This window comes from Micrococcus sp. Mcc89, assembly GCF_024519795.1.
Taxonomy (GTDB): domain Bacteria; phylum Actinomycetota; class Actinomycetes; order Actinomycetales; family Micrococcaceae; genus Micrococcus; species Micrococcus luteus.
On sequence record NZ_JALJRI010000020.1, the window covers coordinates 20,354 to 42,390 of the forward strand.

Consider the following 22,037-nt stretch of genomic DNA (forward strand, 5'->3'; position numbering starts at 1 on the left):
ATCACCGGCCCGACCGGATCCCGCCCCGTCCCCTCGCCCACCGGGAGACCCCCGTGCACACCTTCACCCCCACCCCCGATGCCGCCGGCAGCGTCGCGCTCTCCGCCGCGCTCGGCGTCCTGCCCCTGCTGACGTTCTTCGCCACCCTCCTCGGTCTGCGCCTCAAGGCCTGGCAGTCGGGCCTCGCCGCCCTCGTGGTGGCCCTGCTCGTGGCCGTGCTGGGCTTCCACATGCCGGCCCACCTGGCGGCGCTGGCCGCCGCCCAGGGAGCGACCTTCGGCCTGTTCCCGATCGTCTGGATCGTCGTGATGGCGCTGTGGTTCTACCAGGTCACCGTGCTCTCCGGGCGATTCGACGACATGCGCGCGATCTTCGACTCGCTCGGCGGCGGAGACATCCGCATCCAGGCCGTGCTCATCGCGTTCTGCTTCGGCGGCCTGCTCGAGGCCCTCGCCGGCTTCGGCGCCCCCGTGGCCATCACGGCCACCATGGTGCTCGGCCTGGGTGTGCCCCCGCTGCGGGCGGCCACCGCCGTGCTGCTGGCGAACACCGCGCCCGTGGCCTTCGGCGCCGTGGGCACCCCCATCACCACCGCCGGCACGCTCACCGGCATCCCCGCCTCGCACATCGGCGCGATCGTCGGCCACCAGGCCCCGTTCGTGGCCGTGTTCGTGCCGTTCCTGCTCGTGTTCATCATCGACGGGCTGCGCGGCGTGCGGCAGACGTGGCCGGCACTGATCGTGATCGGCGCGAGCTTCGCCGTCGCCATCTGGCTGGCCTCGACCTACTTCTCCTACGAGCTCACCGACGTCGTGGCCTCCCTGGTCTCCCTCGCCGCCGCCGTCCTGCTGCTGCGCTTCTGGCGGCCGCGGGGCGCCGAGGAGGCCCGCCAGCGCCTCGACGCCCCCGCCCGCGCGGCGGCGCAGGACCTCACCCCCGGCCGGATCTTCATGGCCGTGCTGCCCTACATCGTGGTCGTGGCCGTGTTCGCCCTGGCCAAGCTGGTCCCCTCGATCACCGCGGCCCTGAACTCCGCCACCGCCAAGATCCCGTGGCCCGGGCTCGACGGGCACCTCGTCGACGCCTCCGGCGCGCCCCTGGCGAGCACCGTGTACAAGTTCGAGTGGCTGGCCTCCCCCGGCACGCTGCTGCTGATCGCCGGCCTGATCATGGCCGTGGTCTACTCCCGGTTCGACCACGACGGCCGGTTCCCGCTCTCGGTGGGGAACGCGCTCGCCGAGATCGGCCGCTGCTTCGCCCGCATGCGCTGGTCCGCCCTGACGATCGTGATCGTGCTCTCCCTGGCCTACGTCATGAACTTCTCGGGCCAGACGGTCGCCATGGGCACGTGGGTGGCCGGCCTGGGCGCGGCCTTCGTGTTCCTGTCCCCGGTGCTCGGCTGGCTCGGCACCGCCGTGACCGGCTCGGACACCTCCGCGAACGCCCTGTTCTCCACCCTGCAGCAGACCGCCGCCACGAACATCGGCGCCGATCCGGCCCTGCTGGTGGCCGCCAACACCTCCGGCGGCGTCGTGGGCAAGATGATCTCCCCGCAGTCCCTGGCGATCGCCGCGACGGCGGTCGGCATGGAGGGCCGGGAGTCCGAGATCCTGCGCCGCGTGGTGGTGTGGTCGCTCGTGCTCCTGCTGGCGGTGTGCACGCTCGTGTACCTGCAGTCCAACGTGCTGGCGTGGATGCTGCCGGCGGCGGGCTGACCGCCTGCACCACCCGAGCGGGGCGGCGTCCATCGGTAGGATGGACGGTCGCCGCCCCGCCCCCTCGGAAGGTCCGTCCATGACCGCTGCCCCCGCCTACACCATCGTGCTCGACTGGCTCGAGGCCGAGCTGCGCTCCGGCGCCGTGGTCGTGGGGGACAAGCTGCCCGGCGAACGCACCCTGGCCGAACGCTTCGGCATCTCCCGGGCGTCCGTGCGGGAGGCCACCCGGATGCTCGAGGCCATGGGCCTGATCCGCGCCAGCGCCGGCTCCGGGCCGAACTCGGGCGCCGTCGTCGTCTCCGAGCCGTCCGCGGCGCTGGGCTGGGCGCTGCGCCTGCACATCGCCACCCGGTCCCTGCCGATGGCCGACGTCGTCGCCGCGCGCGTGCTCCTCGAGACCGATGCGGCGCAGGCGGCCGCCGCCACCTCCGGCGACCCCGAGAGCGTCGCCGTCCTGGCCGAGGTGGAAACCCTGCTGGACCGGATGGACGACCCCGCGCTGCCGGAAGAGGACTTCCACCTGCTCGACACCGAGTTCCATGTGCGGCTGGCCACCCTGGGCGGGAACGTCGTGACGGCGATGATGCTGGACTCCCTGCGCCAGGCGACCATCGGCTACGTGACCGAGACCGTGGCCGGGCTGTCCGACTGGCCCGCCGTGCGCGCCGGCCTGCAGGCCGACCATCGGCGGATCCTCGCCGCCTCCGCCGCCGGGGACGGCCGGGCGGCCGCGCAGGAGCTGCGGGAGCACGTCCTCGGCTTCGCCGCCCTCGCCCAGACCGGCAGGGTGCCCGCCGGCGGCTGAGCCGGCGAAGGGTCCGGCGCGCGCGGGGTCCCGCCGGACGGACGGCTCCGGCGGTTCAGGCGGTGACGCCGTGCACCAGGGCGCCCACGCCCACGGCGGTCAGCGAGCCCAGCGCACAGCAGAACTCCACGAGCATGCCCATGCCCATGGCCGTGAGCGCGCCGATCGAGCTGCTGAGCGCGGCCCGGGCGTCCCGGGTGCGGGCCCACTGGGAGGCGAACAGGCCGACGGCGAAGCCGAGGAACAGCCCTACCACCGGGATCACGAAGAACCCGACGGCGGCGCCGGCCACCCCCCACAGGATCGGGCCGCGGGTGACGCGTTCACGTCGCAGCCGTCGGCCGGTCAGCACCGCGGACGCGCTCAGCCCCGCCACGGCGAGACCGGCCGCGATGACGCCGAACGTCCAGGACGCGGGGGAGCCCAGCAGCGCGGCCCAGCCGAGAGCCGTCACGAGGTTGAGCAGCGAGCCGGGCAGGACGGGGTACACGGTGCCCACCAGCCCCACCAGGAGCAGGAGCACGGCCACGAGGGAGATCAGCGCGGGAGTCACCGCACCAGTATGACGGGACGGGCACCGCGGTGACGTATGCATGGGCGATCGCGCAGCGGCCCCCGCGCCCTCGCTGGAACGTGCCGGATGGGCTAGATTCGCCGCATGTTGGTCGCCGTGCCCACCGAAGTGAAGAACAACGAGTTCCGTGTGGCCCTGACGCAGGGCGGGGTCCAGGAGCTGGTGCGCGCGGGCCACCAGGTCCTCGTGCAGTCGGGGGCCGGCGTCGGCTCCGGCGCCTCGGACCAGGACTACCGCGACGCCGGCGCCGAGCTGGTCGACGACGTCGACGAGCTCTGGGAGCGCGCCGAGCTGGTCCTCAAGGTCAAGGAGCCGCAGCCGGAGGAGTACGGTCGCCTGCGCCGCGGCCAGGTCCTCTTCACCTATCTGCACCTGGCCGCCTCCCCCGCGTGCACGCGGGCGATCCTGGACGCCGGCACGACGGCGATCGCCTACGAGACGGTCACCCGCGGCCGCTCCCTGCCGCTGCTGGCCCCCATGAGCCAGGTGGCCGGCCGCCTGGCCCCCGCCGCGGGCGCCTACCACCTCCTCCAGCCGCAGGGCGGCTCGGGCGTGCTGATGGGCGGCGTGCCCGGCACCCGCCGCGCCCGGGTGGCCGTGATCGGCGGAGGGGTGGCCGGCGAGGCGGCGGCCGTGATCGCCGCGGGCATGGGCGCGGACGTGACCGTCCTGGACATCTCCCTCGAGCGGCTCGCGCAGCTGGACGCCGTCCACCAGGGCCGGATCCGCACGCTGGCCTCGTCCCACCTGAACATCGGTGAGACCGTGGCGGACGCGGACCTCGTGATCGGCTCCGTGCTGATCCCCGGCGCCGCGGCCCCGAAGCTGGTGACCGCCGAGATGGTGGAGTCCATGCGGCCCGGCTCGGTGCTGGTGGACATCGCGATCGACCAGGGCGGCTGCTTCGAGAACTCGCGGGCCACCACCCACCAGGACCCGACGTACCTCGTGGGGGACAAGATCTACTACTGCGTCTCCAACATGCCCGGCGCCGTGCCCCAGACCTCCACCTCGGCCCTGACCAACGCGACGCTGCCCTACATCAAGCGCATCGCCGACCTCGGATGGCGTGCGGCGCTGGCCGCGGACGAGGGCTTCGCCGGGGGCCTCAACGCCCACGACGGCGCGCTCACCCTGCCCTCCGTCGCCACGGCCGTGGCCGACGAGCTCGGCCTGGACCCCCAGAAGGACGTCCGCGTCACCTCCGAGGTGCTCGCGGAGGCCTGAGCCCCGCGAGGAACGCCCGGTGGAAGGACCAGTCGCCGGTCACCTCGGGGTGGAAGGCCGTGGCGAGCAGGTGGCCCTGCCGCACGGCCACGGGCAGCCGCGCGTCGCCGTCGAGCCCCGGGTCCGCCGCGGGCACGGACAGACGCGACGTCGGCACGCTCGCCAGGACCTCGACGCCCTCCCCCGCCTGGAGGACGGCGGGGGCGCGGATGAACACAGCGTGCACCGGCTCCGCCGCGACCGCGGGGATGTCCAGGTCCTCCTCGAACGAGTCGACCTGCGCGCCGAAGGCGTTGCGCCGCACGGCCACGTCCAGCACGCCGAGCCCGCCCTGATCCGGCGCCGGGTTGCGGATCTCCCGGGCCAGCATGATCAGCCCCGCGCACGTGCCGTAGGCGGGCAGGCCGTCGCGGAGGGCGGCGATGAGCGGGTCCTTCAGCCCCATAATCCGGGCGAGGCGGTCCATCACGGAGGACTCGCCGCCGGGCAGCACGATGCCGTCCAGACCCTCGAGGTCCGCGGGGCGGCGCACCGGGCGCGTGCGCGCGCCGAGGGCCTCGAGCACGTGCACGTGCTCCCGCACGTCGCCCTGGAGGGCGAACACGCCGACGGTCTTCTGTGGACTCACCAGCCGCGCTCGGCCAGGCGGTGCGGGGCGGGCAGGTCGCCCACGTTGATGCCCACCATGGCCTCGCCCAGGCCGCGGGAGGCCTCGGCGACCGCCATCGGGTCGTCGAACTGGGCGGTGGCCTTGACGATGGCGCGGGCGCGCTCGGCCGGGTTGCCGGACTTGAAGATGCCGGAGCCCACGAACACGCCGTCGGCGCCCATCTGCATCATCAGGGCCGCGTCGGCCGGGGTGGCCACACCGCCGGCGGTGAACATCACGACGGGCAGGGTGCCGGTCTCGGCGACCTCGCGCACCAGCTCGTACGGCGCCTGCAGCTCCTTCGCGGCCACGTACAGCTCATCCTGGGCCAGGCCCTGGAGCTGGGCGATCTCCTTGCGGATGGTGCGGATGTGCTTCACGGCCTCGGAGACGTCGCCGGTGCCGGCCTCGCCCTTGGACCGGATCATGGCCGCGCCCTCGGTGATGCGGCGCAGGGCCTCGCCGAGGTTGGTGGCGCCGCACACGAAGGGCACGTCGAAGTCCCACTTGTCGATGTGGTTCACGTAGTCCGCCGGGGAGAGCACCTCGGACTCGTCGATGAAGTCCACCTTGAGCGCCTGCAGCACCTGGGCCTCCACGAAGTGGCCGATGCGCGCCTTGGCCATCACGGGGATGGACACGGCCTCGACGATGCCGTCGATCAGGTCGGGGTCGGACATGCGGGCCACGCCGCCCTGGGCGCGGATGTCGGCCGGGACCCGCTCGAGCGCCATGACGGCCACGGCGCCGGCATCCTCGGCGATGCGCGCCTGCTCCGCGTTGACGACGTCCATGATCACGCCGCCCTTCATCATGTCCGCCAGGCCGCGCTTGACGCGGGTCGTGCCGGTGCCGCGGGCGCCGTCGTCGGCGGCGGAGGCGGTGGAGGCGGAGAAGTTGCGGGCGCGCTCGTCGCTCATGGTGGTCCTTCCGAAGGGGTGGCGGCCCCGGCCGCGGGGCGGCTGGCCAGGGCGAAGACGCGGTCAACTCTAGTCCCCCGGCGGCGCAGCCCGGCCCGCGTCACGGACGACGACGTCACCCGGCCCCGTGCCGGCGCAGCGTGCGGCGTCGGCGCCACACGACGAACGCAGCCACGGCCGCGAGGATCAGCACGAGGGCGAGGACACCCCGGCCCTCTCCGAGCGCCGCGCCGATGACGGCCCACACCACGGCCATCCCGACGGTCCCGTACACCACGCCCCACAGGAACGTGCCGAGCGCGGCCGCCGGCAGGAACCGGCGCCAGGGCATGCGGGCGACGCCGGCGGAGCCGATCACCGCCGTCTGGATGCCCACCGTGAGGTAGCAGAACGGGATGGCCCACACCCCGTGGCGCTGGATGAAGCGCTGGGCGCGGACATAGACGGGCCCCTCCATCACGCGGGCGAACCAGCGGGTCCGCTCGACGCCGGAGGCCAGCCCCCGCCCGAGCGAGAACACGATCAGGGTGCGCAGGATCGCCAGCATCCAGAAGAACCCGATGGACCACAGCAGCGGCAGCCCGTCGATCCACGCCATCATGGGCGGAGCCACCCGTCGGTGCGGGGACTCATGCGCGCGCCCCGGCCGTGCTCACGCGTTCCAGAGCCCGTACGAGTCCGCGAGGTCCGCGATCTTCTGGGCGCGCAGCACGCGGGGCAGGTACGAACCGTCGCCGACGGCGGCGCCCTGAGCATGCTTCTCGAGCAGGTCGCGGGCCCACGCGAGCTCGTCCTCGGACGGGGACATCGCCCGGTTGACCCAGTCCACCTGATCCCGGTTCAGGACGAGGCGGCCGGTCATGCCCATCGAGGCGGTGACGGCGCTGGACTCGATGACCGCGTCCTCACCGTCCGTGTTGCCGGGCGGTCCGTCGATCGCCCCGGGCAGACCGCCCACGCGGGAGGCGATCACCATGCGGGAGCGAGCGTAGGCCATGGCCAGCGGGTCCTCGCCGACGCCGACGTCCTTGCGGAAGTCGTTCACGCCGAAGGCGAGACGGAACGTGCCCGGCGCCTTGGCCACGGCCGTGGCGTTCTCGATGCCCAGGGCGGACTCCAGCAGGGCGATCACCGGGGTGCCGGCGCGCAGCCGCATGGCGGTGAACGTGACCTGCTCCGGCTCCTCGGTCTCGGCCAGCACGACGCCGCGCACGCCGTCGAGGCCCGCGAGCGCCTCGAGGTCCCGCTGCCAGTGGTCCGTGGAGGTCGCGGAGATGCGCACCCACGCCGTCATGCCGCCGGAGAGGGCGTCCACGACGTGCCGGCGGGCCGCGTCCTTCTGCTCCTCCGGCACGGCGGCCTCGAGGTCGAAGATGACGGAGTCGGCCTCGGAGGCCAGGGCGGGGGCGAACGCGTCGGGGGTGGCCGCGTTGACCAGCAGCCAGGAGCGGCTGAGCTTGGCGGGCAGGGCGGCGGCGCGACGGTTCCTCACGGGCATGGCCTCCAGCCTAGCCCGCCACGGCCGTCCGCCCGCGGGCCCCTTCCCACCCGTGGGAGGCCTCACATCCGCTCGCGGCGGGCGAGGCGGACGGCCGTAGCATGGAGAGGCCGTCGGCCCGTCCGACGCCGCCGAGCCCCGACCGCCAGGAGTACCCGATGCGCCCGACCTCCCCTCCCCGCGCCCTGCGGCTCACGGGTGCCGTGGCCGCCGCGTGCCTGCTGGCCGGCTGCGCGGTCGACCCCGGCCTGGCCGAGGACTCGGCGTCCGACGACGGCGTGCCCCTGCCCGCGACGGAGGGGTATCAGCCGCTGACGGTCTACCTCGCCGTCGCGGAGGCGGAGGCGGTCCCGGGGACGAGCGGCCGGCCCTTCGGCTGCGGCGACCTGCTGGTGCCCGTGCAGACCGTGCCGACGGACACCGAGGACGAGGCGGACGCCGCCCTGGACTTCCTGTTCGCGGACGAGCAGGGCTGGCACGGCGACCCGTCGCTGTGGAACGCCGTGTTCGACGCGCGCGAGACCCTCACCCCGACCGGGCACCGCCGCGAGGGCGACGTGGAGATCTTCACCTTCACCGGCACCGTGACGCCGGAGGACGACTGCACGGCCGAGCGGATCCGCGCCCAGCTGCAGGCGACCGCCGCCGCCTTCACGTCAGCGGGACAGGTCCGGCTCGAGGTGGACGGCCGGGACCTCGACGACGTGTTGGGGCTCGAGCCGCTCCGCCTCGGCGAGTCCGTGGACGTCCCGCAGGGGGAGCCCACGCCGAGTGGGGAGCCGAGCGACGGATCCGGCGAGCAGACGTGGGCGCCGGAGGACGAGTCGTCCGAGGACACGTGGGCTCCGGCCGAGCCCTCGACCTGGGCGCCGGCCGAGCCCTCGGACGACACCTGGGCGCCGGCCGAGGAGTCGTCGTGGGGTCCCGCCGAGCCGACCCAGGGCACGTGGTCCCCCGCCCAGGAGCCGAGCGCCCCCTGACCGGGCGACCCGCCGTCGTCGCCCGTCATCGGACCTTCGGGCCCGGCCGCGCCGTGCTATAGGGTGCCGAGTGTGCGGAACCTCCGAGATCACCTGTCCCAGCGCGCCGTCGGCGTGAAGCAGTCCGCGGTCCGCGACGTCTTCGACATCGCGATGGACCCGAACCTCGTCTCGCTCGCGGGCGGGAACCCGTGGCTCGCGGACCTGCCCCTCGACGAGCTGGGCCGGATCGCCTCCGACCTGATGACCCGGTTCGGCACGGAGTCCCTGCAGTACGGCCCGGGCCAGGGCACCGAGGAGATGCGTGCCGCCGCGACCGCCGTGATGGCCGCCGACGGCATCCCGGACGCGGATCCCGACCTCGTGGTCATCACCCCCGGCTCGCAGGCCGCGATCGACACCGCCTGCCGGGCGTTCGCGAACCCGGGCGACGTCGTCGTGGTGGAGGACCCCACGTTCGTGGGCGCGTTGACCACCTTCACCACCTGGCAGCTCGAGGCCGTGGCCACGGGCACCGACGACCACGGCCTGGTGCCCGCGGCCCTCGACGAGACCCTGACCCGCCTGGCCGCCGAGGGCCGCCGCGTGGCCTTCCTCTACACGATCCCCTCGTTCGCGAACCCCTCGGGCGCCCTGCTGCCCCCGGGCCGCCGCGCCGAGGTGGGCGCGATCTGCGAGAAGCACGGCGTGCTCATCGTGGAGGACAACCCGTACGGGCAGATCGCGTTCGACGGCGAGCCCGTCGCCCCGATCGCCGCCGACCACCGGGACAACGTGGTCCACCTCGGCACGATGTCCAAGATCTTCTCCCCGGGCGTGCGCATCGGCTGGGCGCTCGTGCCGGCCGCGCTCAAGCGCGAGTTCTACCTGTGCGCGGAGTCCGCCTACATCCACGCGTCCACGTACTCGCAGATGCTCTCCACCGCCTTCGTCACGCAGCTGGACTGGCAGGGCCACGTCCGCCACGTGACCGGGCTGTACCGCGAGCGGGCCGCGGCGCTCGTGGACGCGGTGCGTGAGCACTGGGACCCGGCGGTCGAGTTCATCACCCCGCAGGGCGGCTTCTTCCTGTGGGCCACCCTGCCGGCCGGGGTGGACACCCTCGAGGTGATGCACCGCGGCATCGAGGCGGGCGCGGTGTTCGTGCCGGGGGCGGCCTTCACCCCCGTCGAGGGCACGCACTCCACCCTGCGCCTGGCGTACTCGTTCGTGGCGGCCGAGAAGCTCGTGGAGGGCGTGCGACGCCTGGCCCCGGCGGTGAACGAGTCGATCGACCGGGCCCGCTGAGCCGCGGCGGGCGCCCACGACGACGTCGGCCCGGCGCGTCTGCCGGACGTGCGACCTCTTCCCCGGGCCCGCGAGATCGTATACGATCTCGACCATGACGCAGAGCACACCGGATCCCACGCCCACCGTCACCGAGCACGACTTCACCGTCCGGGAGAACCGGCCGGGCAAGGTGCTCGCCGTCCACCTGAACTACCCCTCCCGCATCGCCCAGCGCGGCCGGTCCCCGCAGGCCCCCGGCTACTTCCTCAAGGCCGGCACCTCCCTCGCCCGCACCGGCGACACCATCGAGCGCCCCGCCGGCACCGAGCTGCTCGCCTACGAGGGCGAGATCGCGCTGATCATCGGCCGCACCGCCCGGCGCGTCAGCCCGGAGGAGGGCTGGTCGCACGTCTCCGGCATCACCGCCGCCAACGACTGGGGCCTCTACGACCTCCGCCACGCGGACAAGGGCTCCAACGTCAAGAACAAGTCCGGCGACGGCTACACCCCGCTCGGCCCCGCGGTGATCTCCGCCGCGGGCCTGGACCCGGCCGCCCTGCGCGTGCGCACCTGGGTCAACGGCGAGATCGTCCAGGACGACACCACCGAGGGCCTCGTCTTCCCGTTCGGCCAGCTCGTGGCCGACCTCTCGCAGCTCATGACGCTCGAGGAGGGCGACGTCATCCTCACCGGCACCCCCGCCGGCTCCTCCGTGGCCCAGCCGGGCGACGTCGTCGAGGTGGAGGTGGACGCCCCCAGCGCCCCCGGCGCACCGACCACCGGCCGCTTGGTGACGACGGTCGTCGACTCGGAGCACTCCCTGGCCCCGTTCGGCGCGCAGCCGCAGGTGGACGACGTGCAGCGCGAGGAGGCCTGGGGCTCCCGCGAGGCCGCCGGTCTGGCCCCGCAGGCCGCGGCGCCGTCGTCGTCCGCGGTGGACGAGAACGGCCACTGGGTCGCGAGCGCCCCGCAGCCGGACCGCTCCCTGCTGACCCCCGAGCTGCGCGCCAAGATCGACGCCATCGCGGTGGCCACCCTCACCGCCCAGCTGCAGAAGCGCGGCGTCCAGAACGCGACCATCGACGGCCCGCGCCCGATCCACCGGGGTCGGCGCGTCCTCGGCTACGCCAAGACCCTGCGCTACATCCCCAAGCGCGAGGACCTGGCCAAGGAGTTCGGCGGCGGCTTCAACGCCCAGAAGCGGGCGATCGACTCGGTGCAGCCGGACGACGTGGTGGTCATGGAGGCCCGTGGCGAGCACGGCACCGGCACCCTCGGGGACGTCCTGGCCCTGCGCGCCCAGGTGAACGGCGCGAACGCCGTGATCACGGACGGCGGCATCCGCGACTCCGCCGCCGTCGCCGAGGTCGGCCTCCAGGTGTACGCCGGCGCCACGCACCCGGCGGTGCTGGGCCGCCGTCACATCCCGTGGGAGGTCGGCGGCACCATCGCCTGCGGCGGCACCACCGTGCAGCCCGGCGACATCATCGTCGGCGACGACGACGGTGTGGTGGTCATCCCGCCGTCCCTGCTCCAGGAGGTTGTGGACGACGCCTACGAGCAGGAGCTCCAGGACGCCTGGGCGTACGAGCAGGTCAAGGCCGGCTACCCGGTGGACGGGATGTTCCCCCCGAACGCCGAGTGGAAGGCCAAGTTCGCCGAGTACCGCAAGACCCTGCCGGACGCCCCGGCCCCGGAGGGCGACGCCTGAGCATGCGCCGCACGGACATCGGAACGGTCGGCCTCGCAGGCGCCCCCGTCTCCAAGGCGGACCGCGCCTACCAGGCGATCCTCGAGGGGATCCGGGACCAGCGCCACGAGCCGGGCGACCGGCTGGTGCTGTCCCAGATCGCCGCGGAGCTGGGCATGTCCGTGGTGCCCGTGCGGGAGGCGATCCGCCGCCTGCAGTCCGAGAAGCTGGTGGCCTACGAGCGCAACGTGGGCGCCACCGTGGTGGGCATCGACCCGGTCGAGTACCGCCACACCATGGAGACGCTGGCGCTGGTGGAGGGGTTCTCCACCGCCCAGTGCGCCCCGCACGTGACCGCCGAGGACCTCGCGGCGGCCCGCGAGGTGAACGCGACCATGCGCGCGATGACGGAGTCGGAGACGGCCTGGGACCCGGTGACGTTCACCGAGCTCAACCGCCGCTTCCACTCGATCCTGTTCGAGCATCACCAGAACGAGCACGTGCACGACCTGGTGCACCGCGGCTGGAACCGCCTGGCCGCGCTGCGCTCCTCCACGTTCGCGTACGTGCCCGGCCGGGCGGTGGCCTCCGTGGACGAGCACGAGCACCTGCTGCGCCTGATCGAGGACGGGGCGCGCTTCGAGGAGATCGAGGCCGCCGCCCGCGCCCACCGCCTGAACACCCTGCGCGCCTACCTGGAGCACAGCGCCGAGCCGTCCGCGTGACCGCCGGCCGGACCGGCGCCGACGTCGTCGGCGCCAGACCCCGACCATCCGCCCCCGAAGCACTCAGCGAAAGAGACACCATGACGGAGAAGACCAGCATCGAGGCCCGCACGCCCGAGGGCCTGCCCGACGTCCTGCGCCACTACATCGACGGCGAGTTCGTCGACTCGATCGACGGCGACACCTTCGAGGTGCTCGACCCGGTGACCAACGAGCCGTACCTGACGGCCGCCTCCGGCAAGGCCGCGGACATCGACCGCGCCGTCGCCGCCGCGAAGCGGGCCTTCGAGTCCGGCGAATGGTCCCAGGCCCTGCCGCGCCAGCGTTCCCGTGTGCTGCACCGGATCGCCGACATCATGGAGACCCGCGGCGACCAGCTGGCCGAGATGGAGTGCTTCGACACCGGCCTGCCGATCAAGCAGGCGAGGGGCCAGGCCGCCCGCGCCGCCGAGAACTTCCGCTTCTTCGCGGACCTGATCGTGGCCCAGCACGACGACACCTTCAAGGTGCCGGGTCGCCAGATCAACTACGTGAACCGCAAGCCGATCGGCGTCGCCGGCCTGATCACCCCGTGGAACACCCCGTTCATGCTGGAGTCCTGGAAGCTGGCCCCGGCCATCGCCACCGGCAACTCGGTGGTCCTGAAGCCGGCGGAGTTCACCCCGCTCTCGGCCTCCCTGTGGGGCGGGATCTTCGAGGAGGCCGGCCTGCCCCAGGGCGTGTTCAACATGGTGCACGGCTTCGGCGAGGAGGGCTACGCGGGCGACCCGCTCGTGAAGCACCCGGACGTGCCGCTGATCTCCTTCACCGGCGAGTCCCGCACCGGCCAGATCATCTTCGCCAACGCCGCCCCGCACCTGAAGGGCCTGTCCATGGAGCTCGGCGGCAAGTCCCCGGCCGTGGTGTTCGAGGACGCGGACCTGGACGCGGCGATCGACGCGACCATCTTCGGCGTGTTCTCCCTGAACGGCGAGCGCTGCACCGCCGGCTCCCGCATCCTGGTCCAGCGCTCCGTCTACGACGAGTTCGTGGAGCGCTACGCCGCCCAGGCCTCCCGCGTGAAGGTCGGCCTGCCGGACGACGAGACCACCGAGGTCGGCGCCATCGTGCACCCGGAGCACTTCGAGAAGGTCATGTCCTACGTGGAGATCGGCAAGACCGAGGCCCGCCTGGTGGCCGGCGGCGGCCGCCCGGAGGGCTTCCCCGAGGGCAACTTCGTGCAGCCCACCGTGTTCGCGGACGTGGCCCCGGACGCCCGGATCTTCCAGGAGGAGATCTTCGGCCCGGTGGTGGCCATCACCCCCTTCGACACGGAGGAGGAGGCCCTGCAGCTGGCCAACAACACCAAGTACGGCCTGGCCGCCTACATCTGGACCAACGACCTCAAGCGCGCCCACAACGTCGCGCAGAACGTGGAGGCCGGCATGGTGTGGCTGAACTCCAACAATGTGCGGGACCTGCGCACCCCGTTCGGCGGGGTGAAGGCCTCCGGCCTGGGCCACGAGGGCGGCTACCGCTCGATCGACTTCTACACCGATCAGCAGGCCGTGCACATCAACCTCGGCGAGGTCCACAACCCGGTGTTCGGCAAGCAGGAGCAGGCCGCGGCGAAGATCGACGGCTGACCCCGCCCTGACCGGCGACCACGACCGCGCCCGCACCGTCCCCGCGACGGTGCGGGCGCCGTCGTCGTGGTGGGGCCGGGCCGGGCCTCTCCCCCGGCCCACCGACGCGGGTTGAGTTGTCGCGGGTGCAGGCGCCCCGGTCCCGCGACAACTCAACCCGCGTTCCTCGACCGCCTTCCCGTCGGCCGCGCGGATCGTATACGATCGAGCCCGTGACCGTGTCCCAGGCCACAGCGCACCGCCCCCTCACCAAGGAGCACCGATGACCAACCTCGAGAGCCGCCAGAAGACCTCCTCCGGCTTCTTCGTCACCAAGGAAGCCCCCATCGACCCGGAGAACCCCCTCCCCACCCCGACGTCCGAGGCGCCGGACATCCTGCGCTGCGCCTCGATGGAGCTCGTGGTCACGGACCTCGCCGCCTCCCGCGAGTTCTACGTGGACGTGCTCGGCCTCGTGGTCACCGAGGAGGACGAGGAGACCGTCTACCTGCGCTCCATGGAGGAGTTCATCCACCACAACCTGGTGCTGCGCCAGGGCGAGACCGCCGCCGTGGCCGCGTTCTCCTACCGCGTGCGCACCCCCGAGGACCTGGACAAGGCGGTCGCCTTCTACGAGGAGCTGGGCTGCCGTGTCGAGCGCCGGAGGGACGGCTTCGTCAAGGGCGTCGGCGACTCCGTGCGCGTCGAGGACCCGCTGGGCTTCCCCTACGAGTTCTTCCACGACGTCGAGCACGTGGAGCGCCTGGCCTGGCGCTATGACCTCTACACCCCGGGCGCCCTGGTCCGCCTGGACCACTTCAATCAGGTGACCCCGGATGTGCCGCGCGCCGCCCGCTACATGCAGGACCTGGGCTTCCGCATCACCGAAGACATCCAGGACGAGAACGGCACCGTCTACGCCGCGTGGATGCGCCGCAAGCCCACCGTGCACGACACCGCCATGACCGGCGGCGACGGCCCCCGGATGCACCACGTGTGCTTCGCCACGCACGAGAAGCACAACATCCTGGCGATCTGCGACAAGCTCGGCGCCCTGCGCATGTCCGACCACATCGAGCGCGGCCCGGGACGCCACGGCGTCTCCAACGCGTTCTACCTCTACCTGCGCGACCCGGACGGCCACCGCGTGGAGGTCTACACCCAGGACTACTACACCGGCGACCCGGACAACCCCGTGGTCACCTGGGACGTGCACGACAACCAGCGTCGCGACTGGTGGGGCACCCCGGTCGTGCCGTCCTGGTACACCGACGCCTCCCGCGTACTGGACCTCGACGGCAACCTGCAGCCGCTGGTCTCCCGCACCGACGACTCGGAGATGGCCGTGACCATCGGCGCCGACGGCTTCTCCTACACCCGCGAGGGGCAGGGCGAGGAGTCCATGCCGGAGTGGAAGCAGGGCGAGTACAAGCTCGGCAACCAGCTCTGACGGCACTGCCGGGCGCCGCTTCGGGACACCACGACGACGGCGGGCACCCAACGCAGGTGCCCGCCGTCGGCGTCCGCCCTCCCTGCCACCCTCCGCGTCTCCCCGCCCCGCGCCGTTCGAGGCGGAAAATCCATCTCATTCGAGCCAGGAGGGCCAGTTTGAGCTCGATTTCCCGCCTCGAAGCATGGGGAGCAGGGGTGTCCCGCCTCGCAGACGGGCGTCGAGGGGCGGGCCTGCCTCACGGTGCACCGCCGCCAGCCCGGGCTGGGGATCGGGACGCGCACCCCGGACTGATCCGGGGCGGTGACAGGATGGCGACGGGACCAGGGGCCGAGCCGCGCAATCGTATACGATCAAGGGCAGGCCCCTGCCCGTCGTCGTGAAGGAGACCGCTGTGCTGGACCACGAGACCCACGTCAAGATCGCCGACGAGCTGCACCGCGCGGGCATCGACCGCGTGCCCGTGCCGCGGCTGACCGCGCGCTACCCGGAGATGGAAGTCGAGGACTCGTACGCCGTCCAGCGCATCTGGGCCGAGCGCCAGGTCGAGGCGGGCCGCCGCAAGGTGGGCCACAAGATCGGCCTGACCTCCAAGGCCATGCAGGACGCGACCGGGATCGACGAGCCGGACTACGGCGTGATCTTCGACGACCAGGTGTTCGAGTCCGGCCACGTGTACGAGTGGAAGAAGTACACCCATCCGCGCATCGAGATGGAGCTGGCGTTCGTGCTCAAGGACGAGCTGCGTGGGCCCGGCCTGAACCTGATGGACGTGCTGCGCGCCACCGAGTACGTGGTGCCCGCGCTGGAGGTGCTGGACTCGCGCATCGAGATGGCCGGCCGCACCATCACGGACACCATCTCGGACAACGCCGCGCTGGGCTCCCTGGTGATCGGCGGCCGCCCCGTGGGCGTGCACGACGTCGACCTGCGGTGGGTCTCCGGCATCCTCTCCCGCAACGAGGAGATCATCGAGACCGGCGTGGCCGCGGGCGTGCTGAACCACCCGGCCAACGGCGTGCACTGGCTGGCCAACCGCATCGCCGAGCACGGGGACGCGCTCGAAGCCGGTGAGATCGTGCTCGCCGGCTCCTTCACCCGCCCGATGTGGGTGTACGAGGGCGACACCGTCTACGCCGACTACGGCCCGCTCGGCACCATCACCTGCCGCTTCGCCTGACCCGCCCGTCGTCGTCGCCCCGCCCGCCCGCGCCCGCCCGCCCGCAACGCGGGTTGACCTATCACCAGTACGACCCCGCTCCACCCGCGACAACTCAACCCGCGTCGGGTGGAGGGCGCGGAGAACCCCGGAGGAACGTCCCATGCCCGTCCGCCACAACCCGCAGCCGCTGTTCCGCGACCTCTTCACGCCCGAGGCCGTCGCCGCCCGTGGGGGCCGCCCCGCCGCCGGCATGTTCCTCTCCTCCGGGGACCCGACGACGGCGGAGATCTGCGCCGGCGCGGGCCTCGACTACCTGCTCATCGACGCCGAGCATGCCCCGCTGACCCTGCAGGACGTCCTCACCCAGCTGCGCACGATCGCCGGCTACCGCGTGCCCACCCTGGTGCGTGTGCCGGCGCTGGACACCGTGGCCATCAAGCAGTTCCTGGACCTGGGCGCCCAGACGCTGCTGGTGCCCATGGTCGACGACGCCGCGATGGCCCGCAGCGCCGTGGCCGCCGCCCGCTACCCGGACGGCTCCGCCGAGGGCGGGGTGCGCGGCGTGGGCTCCGCCCTGGCACGCTCGGGCCGCTGGAACCGGATCCCCGGCTACCTGCCCGGCGCGGCGGACCACGTCTCCGTGATCGTGCAGATCGAGACGGCCGCGGGCGTGCGCAACGCCGAGGAGATCGCGGCAGTGGACGGGATCGACGGCGTCTTCATCGGCCCCTCGGACCTCTCCGCGTCCCTGGGCCTGCTCGGCCAGCAGTCGCACCCGGACGTAGTGGCCGCGGTCGAGGAGGTCATCACGAAGGTCAAGGCCGCCGGGAAGTTCGTGGGCGTCAATGCGTTCGTGCCCGCGCAGGCCGACGCCTACGCCGCCGCCGGCGCGGACTACGTCAACGTGGGCGCCGACGTCGCCCTGCTGGCCCGGGCCGCCGAGGCCCTCGCCGACCGCTGGTGCCCGGCCCCGCGCGACGCCGCGGCCGACAGGGAGGGCGCGCCCCGCGCGTCGTACTGACCTGGTCATCCCCTCACTTCGGGGCGCGAAATCCACCCCATGGACGCCCGGTCCTGGCCCATGACGTGGATTTCCCGCCTCGAATGGCTCGCGGCTGGCGCCCCGGGGGACATCACCGCCTCCTGCACAACCGCGTCGGGCCCCCTCGTGCATCCCCAGGCCCCCGCTCGTCCGTCTCGGGATGCCGACCGACGGGGCACGCTCGCCGCATGTCCCGTCGCCCCGCCCCGCTTCCGCCGTCGATCGACCCCACCGCCTTCACGGTCGATGACGCGCGCCGGGCGGGTGTGACGTGGTCCCGACTGCAGTCCTCAGACCTGCGGCGGCTGCGCCACGGCATCTACGGGCCGGCCGGCCCTGCGGCGGTCTCCGTCCGTGAGTGGACGATGGATGAGATCCGCGCGTATCAGCGGCGCCATCCCGACGTCGTCGTCAGCCATGAGACCGCCGCGCGCCTGCACGGCCTGACCGTGCCCGCACGGCTGTTGGCCCCCGGTGCGGTGCACGTCAGCGTCGGCACCTCGGGCGGCCGGCCGGTCCAGGCGGGTCTGGTGCCCCACCGCATCGAGGTGCCGGAGGGACAGCGGATGACGCGGGGCGGCGTGCTTGTGACGACGCCGGCCCGCACCCTGTGGGACCTGTGCGCGGCACGGGCGGCGCTCACGGAGCGGGACGTCGTCGTCGCCGGTGACGCCCTGCTCTGCCCGCCGTGGCTGCCCGGCGGCGGACGCGGGGATCCCGCCTACACCCCGGAGGAGCTCGTCCGATCGCTGGCCGAACGGGGACGCTTCCGGGGGCGCGGACTGGCCCGGGCAGCGCTGGCGAGGATGCGCGTGGGGGCGGATTCGCCGCGCGAGACGCGTCTGCGGCTGGCGCTCGTCGACGCCGGGCTGCCGGAGCCCGAGGTGCAGTGCCGGCTGGACCCGTCAGACCGCCACGCTCCGACGGTCGACCTCGGGTATCGGCCGTGGCGCCTCGCGTTGCAATACGAGGGCGAGCACCACCGCACCGCCGAGCAGCAGGCCCGGGACGTGCGGCGCGACCGCTGGTGCGCCGACCACGACTGGCTGTCGATCAAGGTCATGTGGGCCGACGCCCGGGACGACTACGCGGACGTCGTCGTGCGCGTGCGGCGCCGGGCGGCCGAGTTCGGTGGGTGACCCGGTGAGATCCACGGCCCCCGCGGCCCGCCACGGCCCCTCGTTTCGAGGCGGGAAATCCAGGTCATAGCACTCTGGTCCACGCCCATGGGGTCGATTTCCCGCCTCGAAAGGACGGGCCCGGTGGGAGTCGGCCCGTGAACACCGGTCCTCCCCCACGTAGCGTGGCCCCATGACCACGTCCGCCCCCACCCTGAGCTCGCATTTCGCCGACACCTTCCCCGAGCTCGCCCTGCCCTGGCAGGCCCAGGCCACGGACGGCCCGCAACTCGTCCTGCTCAACGCCGGCCTCGCGGCGGAGCTCGGCCTCGACGCCGAGTGGCTCGCCACCGACGACGGCGTCCGCTTCCTCACCGGCGAGCAGCCCGGCCCGGACGCGCGGCCGGTCGCACAGGCGTACGCGGGCCACCAGTTCGGCCACTACTCCCCTCGCCTGGGCGACGGGCGCGCCCTCCTCCTCGGCGAGCTCACGGCCCCGGACGGTCGGCTCCACGACCTGCATCTCAAGGGCTCCGGTCGCACGCCCTTCGCGCGCGGCAACGCCGACGGGCAGGCCGTGCTCGGCCCCATGCTCCGCGAGTACGTGGTCTCCGAGGCGATGCACGCCCTCGGCGTGCCGACCACGCGGGCGCTGGCCGTCGTCGCCACGGGCCACCCGGTCCGCCGCGAAACCGTGCTGCCGGGCGCGGTGCTGGCCCGGACGGCCGCGTCGCACCTGCGCGTCGGCACGGCCCAGTACGCCGCGGCCCTCCCCGAGCAGGCGCACCCCACGGACGTGCTGCGCCGGATCGTCGACGAGGCCATCGCCCGCCACCACCCGCACGCCGCCGACGCCGAGCACCCCGCGCTCGCGCTCTACGAGGCGGTGATCGCCGCGCAGGCCGAGCTCGTCTCCCGCTGGATGCTCGTCGGCTTCGTGCACGGTGTGATGAACACGGACAACATGACCCTGTCCGGCGAGACCATCGACTACGGCCCCTGCGCGTTCATCGACGCCTTCGACCCGGCCGCGAGCTTCTCCTCGATCGACACCCAGGGCCGGTACGCGTACGGCAACCAGGGGCCCATCGCCGCGTGGAACCTCGCCCGGCTCGGCGAGGCCCTCGTGCCCGTGCTCGACGACGACCCCGACCGCGCCGTCACGCTCGCCCAGGAGGCGCTGGGCCGGTTCCACGGCGCCCATCTCGCGGCGTGGCGGGGCGGGCTGCGGGACAAGCTCGGCCTCCCGGCGTCGGTGGCGGAGGACGACGTCGCCGCGCTCACCGACCGCCTGTTCCCGTGGCTGGCCGCGGCGCGGACCGACTGGACCTCGTTCTGGGTGCGGCTGGCCGAGCACACGGCGCCGCCCGTGGACGACGACGCGGCCCGCACCGAGGCGGCACGACTCGTCCCCGGCGCCCCGGACCCCGCGGGGCTCGCCGCCTGGCTCGCGGACTGGCGGGCGATGGGTCCCGATCCGGCCCGGATGCGCGCGGTGAACCCCGTCTACATCCCACGGAACCACCTGCTCGACGAGGCCCTGACGGCCGCGGAGGGCGGGGACCTCGCCCCGGTCCACCGGCTGCTCGAGGCCGTCACGGATCCCTTCACCCCGGGCCCCGGGTTCGAGCGGTACGCGGAGCCGGGTCCGGCGGACGGGGCCCCGTTCGTCACCTACTGCGGCACCTGACCGCTTTCGTTGACGAAACGGACGCCTTCACCCCCGCGCCAGCGACTTGACCGGCACGGCCGGGTCCGCGAGCGCGGCGGGGTCCACCACGATCCCCCGGTCGATGATGCGCCGGCCGGCCTTGACGGTCATGGGGTCGTCGATCGACGCGGCCCCGCGCAGGGTCCCGTCCGCGGCCAGGGCGAAGCTCGCCACCACCGTCCCGCGCACTTCCCGGTCCACGATCCGCCCGCCGGCCGGCACTGTCATGTCCCCCACGGCCTCCACGTGGGCGTCGTACCGGTCGGACCAGAACCACGGGGCGCCTGGGGCGTCCGCCTGCTCCCCCAGGAGCGCCGCCGCGGCGGCCGCGCCGGAACGCAGGGCCGGCTCCCAGTGCCGCGACGGCGCCCACGCGGACTCCCGGGCGCGCGCGGCGTCGCCCACGGCCAGGATCCCAGGCACGGCAGTGCGGCCCATCGCGTCCGTGAGCACGCCGTCGGCCACGTCCAGACCGGCGTCCTCGGCGAGGGCGGTGTCCGGCACGGTGCCTCCGGCCAGCACCACGACGTCGGCGTCCACGGTCCGCCCGTCGTGGAGGTGGAGCCGGTGGGCGGCCGGCAGCGCGGCGCCACCGTCGGCGTCCCGGTGCTCGATCCAGGCCGCCCGGCCGACCTCGACCGCGACCCCGTGCTCGGCGTGCATCCGGTGCAGGCGGGCGGCCAGCGCCGGCCCGACCGCCGCGCGAGCCGGGGCGTCCGTCCCGGTCACGAGCGTCACCGCGGCGAGCGAGCGGCGCGCCGCGGCCGCGACCTCCGCCCCCGTGAAGCCGCCGCCCACGACCGCCACCTCGGTCCCGAACGTCAGGCGGTCGCGCAGGGTCTCGGCGTCGGCGCGGGTGCGCAGGGTGATCAGGTCCGGGTGGTCGGCACCGGCGACGTCGAGGGCCCGGGGTCGCCCGCCCGTGGCGAGCACGACCGCGTCCGCGTCCAGGACCCGCCCGGAGGCCGTCTCCACCCGGTGGGGCGCGGGGCCGCCGTCGGGGTGGACACCGCCCGGCACCACCCGGACCGCCAGGTCCTCCACCAGCTCCACCCCGTGCTCGGCGAACCACGCCAGCGGGGCGAGCAGCAGGCGGTGCGCGTCCGTGTCGCCGGTCAGGAACTCCTTGCTCAGGGGCGGCCGGTCATAGGGCACGCCCTGCGGGTCCACGAGGGCGATCCCGCCCGCGAAACCGCGGCGCCGCAGCTCGCGGACCACGGCGAAGCCCGCGACGCCGCCGCCCACCACCACGACCGAGCCGGGCACGCCCGCCGGGGCGTCGACGTCGTGGCTCATGCGCCGGGGACGAGGTAGAGCTGGCCCTCGCGCTCCTCGACGCGGTGCACGCCGACGCCCTTGGTAGCGGGCAGGCAGAGCGCCTCGCCGGTGCGCAGGCAGAACTGCGCGGCGTGCAGGGGGCACTCCACGCGGTCGTCCTCGAGCCAGCCCTCGGCCAGCGAGGCGTCCTCGTGGGTGCACGTGTCGTCGATCGCGTGGAACTCGCCCGCGTCCGTGTGGAACACCGCGACGTCGTCCCTCGTCCCCGCCGTCGCCGCCGGGACGACGATCGCCTCGCCCTCCGGGACGTCCGCCGCCGCGCCGATGTGGATCGACTCCGCCATGGTCTGCCTCCTCTGGTTCCCGGGCCGGGCGGCCCGTGGTGGTCTCCCGTCACCGTATCCCCCGGCGCGGACCCGGCACCCCTCCGCTGTGCCCCGCCCCGGTACCACACCGCGCCCACCTGTGAATGGATGAACCGGACATCACCGGGGCATGAAATCACCCGACAGGCCTTAGGAAACGGTTCCCAGGAATGGTCGATCACGCTACGATCACGACGGCTCTCCGGCCCTCATCCCGCCCGCACCACGCCACCGCCCCGGGGATGCGACACG

Annotated in this window: 20 protein-coding genes; 13 read left to right on the forward strand and 7 right to left on the reverse strand. The window is 73.6% G+C overall.

Annotated elements, in window-relative coordinates; genetic code table 11:
- Positions 1-53: 53 nt before the first annotated feature.
- Together NR072_RS01890 and NR072_RS01895 are read left to right on the forward strand one after the other, a co-directional pair.
- Positions 54-1,715, forward strand: coding sequence for an L-lactate permease (locus NR072_RS01890; protein ID WP_063188601.1), 1,662 nt, complete (start codon positions 54-56; stop codon positions 1,713-1,715).
- Positions 1,716-1,794: 79 nt separating this feature from the next.
- Positions 1,795-2,523: a FadR/GntR family transcriptional regulator gene (locus NR072_RS01895; protein WP_036313468.1), complete on the forward strand. Its 729-nt coding sequence runs from the start codon at positions 1,795-1,797 to the stop codon at positions 2,521-2,523.
- A 55-nt stretch (positions 2,524-2,578) separates the two neighbouring features.
- On the opposite strand, the gene NR072_RS01900 is transcribed toward NR072_RS01895, so the two are convergent.
- Entirely contained in the window at positions 2,579-3,076 is a 498-nt protein-coding gene (locus tag NR072_RS01900) for a DUF456 domain-containing protein (protein ID WP_036339666.1), read from the reverse strand.
- Positions 3,077-3,181: 105 nt separating this feature from the next.
- Here NR072_RS01900 and ald point away from each other — a divergent pair, with 105 nt between their 5' ends.
- Positions 3,182-4,324: an alanine dehydrogenase gene (ald, locus tag NR072_RS01905; RefSeq protein ID WP_122054692.1), complete on the forward strand. Its 1,143-nt coding sequence runs from the start codon at positions 3,182-3,184 to the stop codon at positions 4,322-4,324.
- Here ald and pdxT read toward each other — a convergent pair.
- The 4 genes from pdxT to NR072_RS01925 form a co-directional block, all read right to left on the reverse strand.
- Positions 4,296-4,952 carry a pyridoxal 5'-phosphate synthase glutaminase subunit PdxT gene (pdxT, locus tag NR072_RS01910; RefSeq protein ID WP_041102621.1) on the reverse strand — a complete coding sequence of 219 codons (657 nt, stop codon included), beginning with the start codon at positions 4,950-4,952 and terminating at the stop codon, positions 4,296-4,298. The genes ald and pdxT overlap by 29 nt on opposite strands.
- Positions 4,949-5,893 carry a pyridoxal 5'-phosphate synthase lyase subunit PdxS gene (gene pdxS, locus NR072_RS01915; RefSeq protein ID WP_122054694.1) on the reverse strand — a complete coding sequence of 315 codons (945 nt, stop codon included), beginning with the start codon at positions 5,891-5,893 and terminating at the stop codon, positions 4,949-4,951. The genes pdxT and pdxS overlap by 4 nt, the downstream gene beginning before the upstream one ends.
- 115 nt (positions 5,894-6,008) lie before the next feature.
- Positions 6,009-6,494 carry a DedA family protein gene (locus NR072_RS01920; protein ID WP_041102620.1) on the reverse strand — a complete coding sequence of 162 codons (486 nt, stop codon included), beginning with the start codon at positions 6,492-6,494 and terminating at the stop codon, positions 6,009-6,011.
- A gap of 51 nt (positions 6,495-6,545) precedes the next feature.
- The gene (locus NR072_RS01925) at positions 6,546-7,391 is read right to left on the reverse strand and encodes a CoA ester lyase (protein WP_063188606.1); all 846 of its coding nucleotides are present in this window, start codon (positions 7,389-7,391) and stop codon (positions 6,546-6,548) included.
- A gap of 158 nt (positions 7,392-7,549) precedes the next feature.
- Between NR072_RS01925 and NR072_RS01930 the strand changes: the two genes are divergently transcribed.
- From NR072_RS01930 to NR072_RS01975, 10 genes are all read left to right on the forward strand, one after another.
- Positions 7,550-8,371: a GerMN domain-containing protein gene (locus NR072_RS01930; protein WP_135039687.1), complete on the forward strand. Its 822-nt coding sequence runs from the start codon at positions 7,550-7,552 to the stop codon at positions 8,369-8,371.
- 72 nt (positions 8,372-8,443) lie between these two features.
- On the forward strand, positions 8,444-9,658 hold the full coding sequence (locus NR072_RS01935; RefSeq protein WP_134377408.1) for a PLP-dependent aminotransferase family protein: 1,215 nt from the start codon (positions 8,444-8,446) through the stop codon (positions 9,656-9,658).
- Positions 9,659-9,752: 94 nt separating this feature from the next.
- On the forward strand, positions 9,753-11,351 hold the full coding sequence (locus tag NR072_RS01940; protein ID WP_135039688.1) for a fumarylacetoacetate hydrolase family protein: 1,599 nt from the start codon (positions 9,753-9,755) through the stop codon (positions 11,349-11,351).
- Between the two features lie 2 nt (positions 11,352-11,353).
- Positions 11,354-12,055, forward strand: coding sequence for a GntR family transcriptional regulator (locus NR072_RS01945; protein WP_036383628.1), 702 nt, complete (start codon positions 11,354-11,356; stop codon positions 12,053-12,055).
- Positions 12,056-12,135: 80 nt separating this feature from the next.
- Positions 12,136-13,680: a 5-carboxymethyl-2-hydroxymuconate semialdehyde dehydrogenase gene (gene hpaE / locus NR072_RS01950; protein ID WP_256835960.1), complete on the forward strand. Its 1,545-nt coding sequence runs from the start codon at positions 12,136-12,138 to the stop codon at positions 13,678-13,680.
- Between the two features lie 262 nt (positions 13,681-13,942).
- Positions 13,943-15,109, forward strand: coding sequence for a 3,4-dihydroxyphenylacetate 2,3-dioxygenase (gene hpaD / locus NR072_RS01955; RefSeq protein ID WP_063188618.1), 1,167 nt, complete (start codon positions 13,943-13,945; stop codon positions 15,107-15,109).
- Between the two features lie 394 nt (positions 15,110-15,503).
- Positions 15,504-16,289, forward strand: coding sequence for a fumarylacetoacetate hydrolase family protein (locus NR072_RS01960; RefSeq protein ID WP_256835961.1), 786 nt, complete (start codon positions 15,504-15,506; stop codon positions 16,287-16,289).
- A gap of 142 nt (positions 16,290-16,431) precedes the next feature.
- A complete protein-coding gene (locus tag NR072_RS01965; protein WP_306230454.1) occupies positions 16,432-17,292 on the forward strand; it encodes an HpcH/HpaI aldolase/citrate lyase family protein in 861 nt (286 codons plus the stop codon).
- 209 nt (positions 17,293-17,501) lie between these two features.
- Entirely contained in the window at positions 17,502-18,452 is a 951-nt protein-coding gene (locus tag NR072_RS01970) for a hypothetical protein (protein ID WP_256835962.1), read from the forward strand.
- Positions 18,453-18,624: 172 nt separating this feature from the next.
- Positions 18,625-20,121, forward strand: coding sequence for a YdiU family protein (locus NR072_RS01975; RefSeq protein ID WP_256835963.1), 1,497 nt, complete (start codon positions 18,625-18,627; stop codon positions 20,119-20,121).
- A gap of 27 nt (positions 20,122-20,148) precedes the next feature.
- Here the strand turns inward: NR072_RS01975 and NR072_RS01980 are convergent, their stop codons facing one another.
- Positions 20,149-21,438, reverse strand: a complete 1,290-nt coding sequence (locus NR072_RS01980) for an NAD(P)/FAD-dependent oxidoreductase (RefSeq protein ID WP_256835964.1) — start codon at positions 21,436-21,438, stop codon at positions 20,149-20,151.
- Positions 21,435-21,764, reverse strand: a complete 330-nt coding sequence (locus NR072_RS01985) for a bifunctional 3-phenylpropionate/cinnamic acid dioxygenase ferredoxin subunit (protein ID WP_098094250.1) — start codon at positions 21,762-21,764, stop codon at positions 21,435-21,437. The genes NR072_RS01980 and NR072_RS01985 overlap by 4 nt, the downstream gene beginning before the upstream one ends.
- Between the last annotated feature and the right edge of the window lie 273 nt (positions 21,765-22,037).